The 10,921-nt window shown below is 71.8% G+C and carries 8 protein-coding genes and 1 pseudogene; 8 read left to right on the top strand and 1 reads right to left on the bottom strand.

Translation table 11 applies throughout. The features are described from left to right. From FF041_RS00820 to FF041_RS00790, 7 genes and pseudogenes are all read left to right on the top strand, one after another. The coding region (locus FF041_RS00820) for a Na+/H+ antiporter subunit D (RefSeq protein ID WP_228387944.1) at positions 1-1,611 on the top strand (1,611 nt) is incomplete at its 5' end. A 7-nt stretch (positions 1,612-1,618) separates the two neighbouring features. After that, complete coding sequence (locus tag FF041_RS00815; RefSeq protein WP_153520552.1) at positions 1,619-2,221, top strand: Na+/H+ antiporter subunit E; 603 nt, start codon at positions 1,619-1,621, stop codon at positions 2,219-2,221. Next, complete coding sequence (locus FF041_RS00810) at positions 2,218-2,637, top strand: monovalent cation/H+ antiporter complex subunit F (RefSeq protein ID WP_228387943.1); 420 nt, start codon at positions 2,218-2,220, stop codon at positions 2,635-2,637. The genes FF041_RS00815 and FF041_RS00810 overlap by 4 nt, the downstream gene beginning before the upstream one ends. Beyond that, the gene (mnhG, locus tag FF041_RS00805; protein ID WP_153520551.1) at positions 2,634-3,050 is read left to right on the top strand and encodes a monovalent cation/H(+) antiporter subunit G; all 417 of its coding nucleotides are present in this window, start codon (positions 2,634-2,636) and stop codon (positions 3,048-3,050) included. The genes FF041_RS00810 and mnhG overlap by 4 nt, the downstream gene beginning before the upstream one ends. A 237-nt stretch (positions 3,051-3,287) precedes the next feature. After that, positions 3,288-3,836: pseudogene (locus FF041_RS40745) on the top strand (ABC transporter ATP-binding protein); the annotation flags it as partial. Between the two features lie 367 nt (positions 3,837-4,203). After that, the gene (locus FF041_RS00795) at positions 4,204-5,199 is read left to right on the top strand and encodes an ABC transporter substrate-binding protein (RefSeq protein WP_153520550.1); all 996 of its coding nucleotides are present in this window, start codon (positions 4,204-4,206) and stop codon (positions 5,197-5,199) included. Continuing rightward, a complete protein-coding gene (locus tag FF041_RS00790) occupies positions 5,199-7,259 on the top strand; it encodes an iron ABC transporter permease (RefSeq protein WP_153520549.1) in 2,061 nt (686 codons plus the stop codon). The genes FF041_RS00795 and FF041_RS00790 overlap by 1 nt, the downstream gene beginning before the upstream one ends. A 145-nt stretch (positions 7,260-7,404) precedes the next feature. Here the strand turns inward: FF041_RS00790 and FF041_RS00785 are convergent, their stop codons facing one another. Further along, on the bottom strand, positions 7,405-8,910 hold the full coding sequence (locus tag FF041_RS00785; RefSeq protein ID WP_153520548.1) for an MFS transporter: 1,506 nt from the start codon (positions 8,908-8,910) through the stop codon (positions 7,405-7,407). 197 nt (positions 8,911-9,107) lie between these two features. On the opposite strand from FF041_RS00785, the gene FF041_RS00780 reads away from it, so the two are divergent. Continuing rightward, positions 9,108-10,919 carry an IucA/IucC family protein gene (locus tag FF041_RS00780; RefSeq protein WP_153520547.1) on the top strand — a complete coding sequence of 604 codons (1,812 nt, stop codon included), beginning with the start codon at positions 9,108-9,110 and terminating at the stop codon, positions 10,917-10,919. The last annotated feature ends 2 nt before the right edge of the window (positions 10,920-10,921 follow it).

Raw genomic sequence — 10,921 nt, 5'->3', positions numbered from 1 at the left:
CGCTTCCCCCGCGGTCGGCGCGCGGTCGGCGTCGTCGTCCTCTCCGCCGTGCTGGGCCTCTCCGTCCTGCTGCTGATCGCCGCCGACACCCGGGGTCCGCTCGCGGTCCATCTGGGAGACTTCCCCCCGCCGCTCGGCATCACCCTGGTCGCGGACCGGCTCTCCGGGCTGATGCTCACGGTGTCGTCGGCGGTGACCCTGTGCGTCCTGGTGTACTCCCTCGGCCAGGGCATGGCCGACCGGGACGAACGGGCCCCGCTCGCCGTCTTCCACCCGGCCTATCTGGTGCTGGTGGCCGGTGTCTCCTGCATCTTCCTCGCCGGCGATCTGGTCAATCTCTACGTCGGCTTCGAGATCATGCTCGTGGCCAGCTTCGTCCTGCTGACCCTGGGCGGCACCGGGTCCCGGCTGAGAGCCGGTTCGACCTATGTCGTGGTCTCGCTGATCTCCTCCATGGTGTTCTTCACCGCCGTCGCCCTGGCCTACGCGGCGGCGGGCACCGTCAACCTCGCCCAGCTCGCGGTCCGGCTCGCGGAACTGCCCCTCGGGGTGCGGACCCTGCTGGAGGGGACGCTGCTGACGGTGTTCGCGGTGAAGGCCGCCGTGTTCCCGCTCGCGGCCTGGCTGCCCGACTCCTACCCCACCGCGCCCGCCCCCGTCACCGCGGTCTTCGCCGGACTGCTCACCAAGGTCGGCGTGTACTGCATGCTCCGTACGGAGACCCTGCTCTTCCCCGGCAACCGGCTGGGCCATCTGCTGCTGGCCGCAGCGCTCGCCTCGCTGGTGATCGGGGTGCTCGGCGCGGTGGCCCAGACCGATCTGAAGCGGCTGCTGTCCTTCGTTCTGATCAGCCATATCGGCTATATGGTCTTCGGGATCGGACTCGGCTCCCGCGACGGGATCGGCGGCGCGATCGTCTACGTCGTCCATCACATCACCGTGCAGACCGCCCTCTTCCTGGTCGCCGGCCTGATCGAGCGGCGCGCGGGAACCACCGAGCTCACCCGGGTCGGCGGACTGGCCCGGGCGGCGCCGGCGCTCGCCGCGCTGTTCCTCCTGCCCGCGCTGAACCTCGCCGGCATCCCCCCGATGTCGGGCTTCATCGGGAAACTGCAACTGCTGCGGGCCGGTGTCGCGACGGCCGACGGCTGGTCGTACACCCTGGTCGCCGCCGCCGCCCTCACCAGTCTGATCACGCTGTACGTCATGGCCAAGGTCTGGAATCTCGCCTTCTGGCGGACCGCGCCGCCCGACCGGCCCGCGCGGGGCACGGTCCTGGAGCAGCCGGACACCCACGACGACTGCGGCGACGGCGGCGGAGACGTACTCCGGGAGGGCGACCGGGGCGGCGCGTCGCCCCCGGAGCGGCCCCCGGGCGGCGGCGGCCGGTCACGGCCCGCCGGACAGGCCGTGACCGCCACCCTCTTCGGCCGGGCCATCACCGTCACCACCGACCGGCTGCCGCCCACCATGACCTGGGCCGCGGCGGCCCTGGTGCTGCTCTCGCTCGCGTACACGGTGCTGGGCGGCCCGCTCACCTCGCTCACCGACCGGGCGGCGGCGGAGCTCCTGGAACGTTCCCCCTATATCGAGGCGGTGCTCGGCCGATGACGCGCCCATGATCTCCCTCGGGTTCCATGACCCGGACCTTCCTCCCTACCGCTGTGTGGTGCTGGGCCGCCGCCGGATCCTGGATCTGCCGCTGATCGCCTGGCTCACCGTCGTCTGGGTGCTGCTGTGGGGAAATCTCAGCTGGGCCAATGTCCTGAACGGCGTCCTGGTCGCCGTGGTCCTCTGTCTGGTCTTCCCCCTGCCCGTGGTCGATCTGAGGCTGCGGCTGCACCCGCTGGGGATCACCCGGCTGGCGGTCTGTCTGCTGGCGGACATGTACTCCTCCGGGGTGAAGGTCGCCCGCCAGATGTTCGACAGCAGGCCCTACCGGGCGGCCGTGCTCGCGGTGCCGCTGCGCTGCCGCAGCGATCTGATGCTCACCGCGACGGCGGTCGCCGTCTCCAACGTCCCCGACGGATCGGTGGTGGAGGTACGCCGCTCCAACGCCACCCTGTTCGTGCACATCCTGGAGGCCGACGACCCGGAAGCGGCGGACCGCGCCCGGCGTTCGGTATGGCGGATGGAGGAGCTGATCGTGCGGGCGTTCGGCGACCATGAGGAGATCGACCGGGTCCGTGCGGCCCCGCGGCCCGGGGGAGGGGGGCGATGAGCGTGGCCCGGACCGTGGACCAGGCCCTGCTGACCGCGGCGGCCGTGATGATCCTCGTCGCGGGGGCGCTCGTCCTGGTGCGCCTCGCACGCGGCCCCTCGATGCTGGACCGGGCGATGGCCCTCGACGTCTGCGCCGCGCTCATGATCGCGGGGATCGGGGTGCGGTCCGCGTTCACCCGGGACGCCTACTACTTCCCGGTCATGCTGGTCGTGGCCTTTCTGGGCTTCACCGGCTCGGTGGGCATCGCCCGCTTCATCGCGGTACGCGACCGCGCCCCGGACCGGCCGGGCGCGGACCCCCGTACCGCACCGGCCTCCGGACCGGGACGCGGACCCGGAACGGAACCCGCACCCGGAACGGAACCCGGACCGGAGCCGGGGCCCGGTTCCGGTCCGGGGGAGGAGCGGCGATGAGCGGCTGGGCGCAGACGGCGGACACCGCCGGAGCGGTGCTGCTCCTCCTCGGGGCGGCCGTCAGCCTGCTCGGCGCGATCGGCATGCTGCGGCTGCCCGATGTGCTCTCCCGCAGCCACGCCGCCACCAACCCCCAGTCGCTCGGCATGCTGCTGGTGCTCGCCGGGGTCGCGCTGCGGCTGCGCAGCGGCATCGACCTCGGCACCCTGGGGCTCATCGGGTTCTTCCAGCTGCTGACCGGCCCGGTCGCCGCCCATCTGGTCGCCCGGGTGGCGTACCGCACCGGATACGTGGGCCGGGAGGGGCTGCTCTTCGACGAACTGGACGAACAGCTGAGCCGCAGGCCCGACGGCGGCGCCCCCGCGGCTGCGGCTGCGGAACAGAGCCCGCCGCCTCCTGACGGCACGGCGTGACACGGGCGGGGCCGGGCCTCCTCGCCACCCTGCGGAGCGCTCGGCCGCCCACCGGTCGCAAGCGGGTTATGTGCCCCGAAATGCCGGAGTACGGCTGAAGAAGCAACCGGGGGGCGTGAGTTGCACCAGGGGGGCGCGCGGTAGTGCGCCAGGTCTCGACGCGATCACAAGGTGCCGGAAGGGCGTTTAAAGTTTAGGTGTGCCTTCCCTAAGTTGTAAGGTGGCCACGTCAGTTCGGTGGTGGGGAGGCATGCGGTGTCCTTGAATGACGTCCGCCTGGTGGCGAATGGTCTCGACGTCGGGCACGCGGGTCGCCCGGTTCTCAAGCAGGTCGATCTGGAGCTGCGGTCCGGCGCGATCACGGTTCTGGTCGGCCCCAACGGCTGTGGGAAGTCGACGCTGTTGCGTACGGTCGCAGGTCTCCTGCCGCCGATCGGCGGCGAGGTGACCATCGACGGAGAGCCCCTTGGGCGGCTGGCCCGCCGTACGCTCTCCCAGCGTCTGGCGTTCCTTCCGCAGACCTCCCACGCTCCGGCCGGGGTGACGGTTCGTGAACTCGTACGGCACGGCCGGTACGCCCATCGCGGCGCGCTCGCCCGGCACACCGGCGAGGACGCCGAGTCGATCGAGTGGGCGCTCGACGTCACCGACGCCGCACCCCTGTCGGACCGCCGGCTCGACGAGCTGTCGGGCGGCGAGCGCCAACGCGCCTGGCTGGCCATGGTGCTGGCGCAGCGCGCGGGGGTGCTGCTGCTGGACGAGCCCACCACCTACCTCGACATGAGGCATCAGTTCGAGGTGCTCGACGTCGTCCGGCGACTGGCTCGTGAGCACGGCATCGCCTGCGGTGTGGTGCTGCACGACCTGATGCAGGCGGCGGCCTACGCCGACGAGGTCGTCGTCGTCGCGGAGGGCGGGATCACGGCCTCCGGGACACCGGAGGAGGTGCTGACCCCTGACGTCATCGACCGGGCCTTCGGCCTGCGGGTCAATGTCGTCCGGGACCCGCGGACCGGATATCTCGCCTGCTTCCCGGAGCGGTCCGGCGCCGATGCGGGCGCCGGAACCATCGCCAAGTCCTGATCCCGCGCCTCCCCTTCACCGCGGTTCACCCGCACTTTCTGCACGTCCCGTACCCAAGGAGAGTTCCACCATGCAGAGGATTCTGCGCGCCCTCGTCACGGGCGGCACCGCCGCCGCACTCATATTCACGGTCGCCGGCTGCGGGTCCGGGACGGCCGGCGACAGCGCGGGCGACACGTCCGGCGGGGCCAAGGCGGGCGGCGGCAAGATCACCGTCGACACCGCGCAGGGCAAGGTCAGCCTGGACAAGGCCGCCACGAAGGTGGTGTCGCTGGAGTGGACGTACGCCGAGGAGCTGGTGGCCCTCGGAGTGCCCCCGGTGGGCAACGCCGACAACAAGGGCTACGGCACCTGGATCACCGCGAAGGGCGCCGGTCTGCCGGACGGCGTCACCGACGTCGGCGACCGCAATGAGCCGAGCCTGGAGAAGATCAGGGCGCTGAATCCGGATCTCATCGTGATCGACAACGAGCGGTCGAAGGCCAACCTCAAGGCGCTCCAGGACATCGCCCCGGTGGTGGCGTTCACGTACACCACCCAGCCGCAGCTGGAGACGATGAAGAAGAACTTCACCGAGCTGGCGAAGGCGGTGGGCAAGGAGGACAAGGCCACCGAGGTCACCCAGCGGATCGAGACCGAGGCCGCCGGCCTCAGGACCCGGCTGGAGAAGGCGGACAAGGGCGGCCTCACCTACACCGTCGCCCAGGGCTTCACCGCCAACGGCACCGCCTCGATGCGGCTGCTCACCGACGACGCCATCACGCCCCAGGTGCTGAACCTCGCCGGGCTGAAGAACGGCTGGAAGGGCAAGGGCGACGCCTGGGGCATGACCACGGTCGGCGTCGAGGGTCTGACCAAGGCCGACCAGAACAGCACCTTCCTCTACGTCGCCAGTGAGCAGGACAACCCCTTCACCGGCGATCTCGCGGACAACGCCGTGTGGAAGGGCCTGAAGTTCGTGAAGGACGACAAGGTCCTCGCGCTCGACCCCGGCACCTGGCTCTTCGGCGGTCCGCTCTCGGCGCTGCACGTCCTCGACGAGACCGGCAAGGCCCTGAAGGTCTGATGACCGCCCCCGCTCGTCTGCTCGGCCGCCGCCCACCAGCCCCGTTCGTGGGCGGCGCCCTGCTTCTCGTACTCTGTCTCGTCGCCGTGCTCCACCTCAGCCTCGGCGCCTCCGGCGTGGGGCTCGGCGACATCGTGGACCTGATCATGGGCAACGGGGACCCCCGCACCTGGGACGTCCTGGTCGGCAGCCGGCTGCCGCGCACCCTGACCGGCCTGGTGGTCGGCATCGCCCTCGGAGTCTCCGGAGTCCTGGTCCAGGGAGCGACCCGCAACCCCCTGGCGGCCCCCGACACCCTGGGCGTCAACGCGGGCGCCTACTTCGCCGTGGTGCTGGTGGCGTTCACCGGGGCGAGCCTCGGCCCGCTGCCGACCGGCGGCGCCGCCTTCCTCGGCGGCCTCCTCGCCGTCGGCGTGGTCTACCTCCTCAGCAGCGGCGGCGTGCTCACCCCCGGGAAGGTGCTGCTCGCCGGGGCGACCGTCGCCCTGGCGGCCACCGCGGCGGCCGAGTTCCTCCAGATGATCGATCTCCAGGCCACCCGCGGGCTGTTCTTCTGGGGCAACGGCACCCTGATGCAGTCGGGGCTGGAACGGCCGCTGACGCTCGGCGCGGTCGTCCTGGCCGGCGCGCTGATCGCGCCGCTGCTGGCACGCCCCCTCGATCTGCTGGCACTCGGCGACGAGACGGCGGAATCGATGGGCGTACGGGTGGAACGCGTCCGCCCCGCCGCCTTCCTCGTCGCGGTGCTGCTCTCCGCCTCGGCGGTCTCGCTGGCCGGCCCGATCGGGTTCATCGGACTGATCGCGCCCGTCATCGTCCGGCAGCTGGGCATGCGCAAGCACGCCCAACTGCTGCCGATGGCGGCGCTGCTCGCCGCCACGGTGCTGCTGACGGCGGACGCGGCGGCTCAGCTGGTCGTGCCGCCGTCCGCCGTCTACACCTCGGAGATCCCGGTCGGCGTGGTGACCGCCCTCATCGGCGGTCCGGTCTTCATGCTGCTCGCCCGCCGGGTCAGCACCGGCGACGCCGACACCGGCGCCGCGGTCACCGTCTCCGGGCAGCGCCGGACCCCCGCCTACGCCATCGCGCTCGGCGCCGGACTGGCCGCCCTGGCTGTGGCGATCATGGTGTCGCTGCGGCTCGGCGACGTGGAGATCGGCTGGAGCCAGCTCGTGGCGGCGCTGTTCGGCTCCGCCGAGGAGGCCACCGAGGCCGTCGTGGACTACCGCTTGCCGCGCGTCCTGGTGGCAGCCCTGGCCGGAGCCTGTCTGGCCGTGGCCGGCGCCGCCGTCCAGGCCGTCGTACGCAATCCGCTGGCCGAGCCCGGTCTCGTCGGCGTCACCGGCGGGGCCTCCCTCGGCGCGGTCCTGGTCATGATCGTCGTCCCCTCGGCCCCGGCGGTCGCACTGCCGGCCGCCGCCGGGATCGGCGGCGTGCTGATGCTGGCCCTCGTGGTCTTCGTGGCCCGGGGGAGCCGGGAGGGCGGCCGTTCCGGGCTGGACCCGACCCGGGTGGTCCTCGTCGGCATCGGGGCCGCCGCCACCTCGATGGCCCTGGTCAACATCCTGGTGGTCAGTGCGCAGATGAACATCTCGGCCGCGCTCAGCTGGCTCGCGGGCAGCACCTACGCCCGGGACTTCACCGCGCTCGGCTGGCTCGCCCTGCCGGCGCTGGTCGCGGTGCTGCTCGTGGTGCTGGCGCGGCCGGTGAATCTGCTCCCCCTCGGCGACGAACTCCCGCGCGCGCTCGGCCTGGACCTGGGCCGGGCCCGGCTGCTGGTGCTCGGCGCCGGCGCCGTGCTGGCGGCGGGCACCGCCGCGGCCGTCGGCGCGGTGGGCTTCGTCGGACTGGTCGCACCGCACCTCGCCCGGCGCATCGTCGGCAACGGCACCGGGCGCATGGTGCCCATGGCCGCGGTGCTGGGCGCCGTGCTGGTCGTCTCGGCGGACGCGCTCGGCCGCTGGCTGCTCGCCCCCACCGAGATCCCGGTGGGCATCGTCACCGCGCTGCTCGGGGCCCCGTATCTGGTGTGGCTGCTGCGCCGGACCCAGGACGCCTGAGCGACCGGGACGCGGGGCCGGGCTCAGGACTCCTGAGCGACCGGGGACGCGGGGCCGGAGCACCCGGCCCGCGCGTACCACTGACTCAGGACGCCTGAGCAACCGGGACGCGCGGCCGGAGCACCCGGCCGCGCGCACCACCGACTCAGGACGCCTGAGCGACCGGGGACGCGGGGCTCTTCACGGCATCGCCGTCGACGGGCTCCGCGTCCGGCCTGAGCGTGCGTGCGGCGATCACGCCGAGCAGGCAGACGAGGGCGGCGGCCAGAGAGACGGCGGAGAAGGCGTCGGAGAAGGCCGACCGGGCGAGCGGCTGGACCGAGGGGTCGAGAAGCTCGAACCGCCCGGTCTCGACCGCGGGCCACGAGGCCGGGGCGACGTCCACCCCGGACTCCAGACGGGCGGAGAACAGGGCCCCGAAGACGGCCACTCCGGTCGCGGTGCCCAGCGGGTAGCAGGCGTTGGTCAGTCCCGAGGCCATCCCGGCCCGCTCGGCGGGCGCCGCGCTCACCGCCACGCCCATCAGCGGCGGGAAGATGACGGCCCCTCCGACGCCGAGCAGCACCAGCCCGGTGACCGTCACGGCCTGCCCCGCGCCCGCCCCCGCGGCGGCCAGCGCGAGCAGCCCGAGCCCCTGGAGCGCGAAGCCGCCGGCCACCAGCTGGTCAGGAGCGAAGACGCGTTGGAGCCGTGCGACGAACAGGCCCGCCACCAGCAGACTTCCGGTGAGCGGCAGCAGCTGGAGGCCGACTTCGAGGGGCGAGTACCCATGGGTGCTCTGCAGCCAGAGCGTGGTGAAGGCGAGGACGCCCAGGCTGGACATCCGCGCGAGGAACCCCAGTACGGCCGCTCCGGAGAAGGCGCGAATGCGCAGCAGCGTCATGTCGATCAGCCCGCCGTCCCGCCGCTGACTGGCCACCAGGGCCACGGCGAGGACGACGGTCAGGGCCGCGGAACCGAGCACCTCCGGTGCAGTCCAGCCGACTTCAGGGCCGGTGACCAGCGGATAGTGCAGGGCCAGCAGGGTGCCGACGGCCAGCAGGGCGCCGAGCGCGTCGATCCGCCGGCGCGTCTCGCGCGGCGCGGCGGACTCGGGCATCCGGGCCAGGGCGCCGACCACGACCAGCAGGCCGATCGGCACATTGACCAGGAAGATCCACCGCCATCCGAGGGTCTCGACGAACAGACCGCCGACCAGCGGCCCGAGCGCTCCGGCGGCGGAGGCGATGGCCGCGAACGCCGCGATCGCGGCCTGTCGGCGGACGCCCTCGTAGGCAGCCGCCAGGAGCGCGAGCGTCGGCGCGAACACCATGGCCCCGCCCAGGCCCTGGGCGGCCCGGGCGACGATGAGGGTGCCCGCGTCGGGGGCCAGTCCGCAGCCGGCCGAGGCGAGGGTGAAGAGCGCCATTCCGGCGGTGAACACCGTGCGCCGCCCTATGCGGTCGGAGACCGCCCCCGCGGTGAGCAACAGCGCCCCGAACGCGAGTGAGTAAGCCGACACTGTCCACTGCACTCTGCCGAGCCCTGCTTCAAGATCCCGGGCGATGTCCGAGAGCGCGACGTTCACGATGGTCACGTCCAGGGTCATCATCACGCCACCGGCGCTGACCAGGGCGAAAGTCCACCGGGGAGTGCGACGGCAGGAGGGCACCGCTGATCACCTCGAAAGAAGAAGGCCATAAGGGGGGAGTTTGGTTAGCCTAACCTAGGTAAACCAGCTGATGGCTTGTCAGTTTTGATGTGGCCGAAAATCGATCTTGCTGGCTAGATGAGGTTTGCCTAACCTAACTCCGGCCCGGGCGGACTGTGCCCAGGCGATCCGATCAATCGGAACTACGGAGCTGTTTGATGCCCATCCCCCCTGACCATCCTGTTCCCGCTCTGCCCGAAGTGGCCCCCGCGGCCTGGCGGGAGGCCAATCGCCGGCTTCTCGCCAAAGCGATCGGCGAGTGGTGTTTCGAGGACATGCTCAAGGCGGCGGAGACCGGAGACGGCGGCTACCGCGTCGATCTCGACAGCGGTACGACCTACGCGTTCAACGCCGCCCGCGGAGCGTTCGGCTGGCTGCGCGTCGACCCCGAGTCGATCACCCGCACCGCCACCAGCATGCTCGGGAACTCGGTGGCCGAACCCGCCTGGGACGCACAGCAGTTCCTCCTCGAAGCCGCCTCGACCCTGGGCAGCGACCCCTCGACGATCGCCACGTACTTCACCGAGCTGTCCGCCACGCTCGCCGTCGACGCCGCCCGCATCACCCACGGCGGCGAGACCGTCGCCGAGCTGCGCACCCTCGGCCACACCGAGCTCGAATGCCGTATGACGGGCCATAACCTCCTCGTCGCGAACAAGGGCCGCATCGGCTTCTCGGCCACCGACGTCCAGAAATACGCCCCCGAGTCGGCCCAGTCGCTCAGGCTCCAGTGGGTCGCCGTCCACCGCGGCCTCGCCGAATTCCGCGGCACCTCGGAACTGTCCGAACACGAGGTCCTCGCCCGCGAACTGGACGAGGTGACCCGGGCCCGCTTCACCGCGGTCCTGGAGGCGGCCGGAGTCGACCCGCAGGGCTATGTGTGGATGCCCGTCCACCCCTGGCAGTGGGACCACGCCGTCCAGATCCTGCACGCGTCCGACATCGCCCAGCGGCGCATCATCCCCCTCGGCGACAGCCCGGACGCCTATCTGCCGGGCCAGTCCATCCGCACGATGGCCAACGTCACCACCGCCGAGCGGTACGACGTCAAACTCCCGCTGAAAATCCTCAACACCCTCGTCTGGCGGGGCATACCCCCGCACTGCACCGTCGGAGCGCCCGTCGTCACCCAGTGGCTGCGCGGACTGGTGGAGCGCGACGCGTTCCTCACCGAGACCTGCCGGACCGTCTTCCTCGGCGAAGTCGCCTCCGTCACCGTCCGCCACCCCTACCTCTCCAAGCTCGAAGACGCGCCCTACCAGCACCTGGAGACCCTGGGCTGCATCTGGCGCGACTCCGTCACCGCGCGCAAGGACCCCGACGAGCGCGTCCGCACCTTCGCCTCGCTGCTCCACGTCGACCACACCGGCGACGCCTTCGTCGCCGAACTCGTCCGCGCCTCCGGCCTCGACCCGCAGGAATGGCTGCGACGGCTCTTCGACACCCTGCTCGTCCCGCTGATGCACGTGCTCTACCGGTACGGCGTCACCTTCAACCCGCACGGCCAGAACACGCTGATCGGCTACGACGAGAACGACGTGCCGACCCGCCTGTATCTGAAGGACTTCGTCGACGACGTATGCGTCTCCTTCACCGACGTGCCCGAGCGCGGCCCCGAGCCGGACGGACACGACCACGTCCTGCCGCGCAAACACCCGTCGATCATCCGCCAGCACGTCGTGGACCAGGTCTTCGTCGGCCACTTCCGCTACCTCGCACCCCTCTGCGCCGACCAGCTGGGCGTACCCGAGGAGACCTTCTGGCGCCTGGTCCGCCAGACCATCCTCGACTTCCAGGCCCGCTTCCCCGAACTGTCCGACCGGTTCGCCGAGTACGACCTGCTCACCCCCGAGATCCCCCGGTACGGCCTCAACCGCGACCGGATCGTGGTCACCCGGTACGGCGACCGCGCGCTGCGCCACGCGCTGTATCCGAACGGCACACATCCCAACCCGCTGGCAGAGGCCTGAGG

The organism is Streptomyces jumonjinensis (genome assembly GCF_009600885.1).
GTDB classification, from domain to species: domain Bacteria; phylum Actinomycetota; class Actinomycetes; order Streptomycetales; family Streptomycetaceae; genus Streptomyces; species Streptomyces jumonjinensis.
Note: the sequence above shows the minus strand (reverse complement) of the source record. Positions and strands in the feature narration are given on the sequence as shown.

Bases quoted from the DNA above. Each gene is read 5' to 3' on its own strand.
- FF041_RS00815 (WP_153520552.1), top strand. From the start codon at position 1,619: ATGATCTCCCTCGGGTTCCATGACCCGGACCTTCCTCCCTACCGCTGT.
- FF041_RS00795 (WP_153520550.1), top strand. From the start codon at position 4,204: ATGCAGAGGATTCTGCGCGCCCTCGTCACGGGCGGCACCGCCGCCGCA.
- FF041_RS00790 (WP_153520549.1), top strand. From the start codon at position 5,199: ATGACCGCCCCCGCTCGTCTGCTCGGCCGCCGCCCACCAGCCCCGTTC.
- FF041_RS00810 (WP_228387943.1), top strand. From the start codon at position 2,218: ATGAGCGTGGCCCGGACCGTGGACCAGGCCCTGCTGACCGCGGCGGCC.
- mnhG (WP_153520551.1), top strand. From the start codon at position 2,634: ATGAGCGGCTGGGCGCAGACGGCGGACACCGCCGGAGCGGTGCTGCTC.
- FF041_RS00780 (WP_153520547.1), top strand. From the start codon at position 9,108: ATGCCCATCCCCCCTGACCATCCTGTTCCCGCTCTGCCCGAAGTGGCC.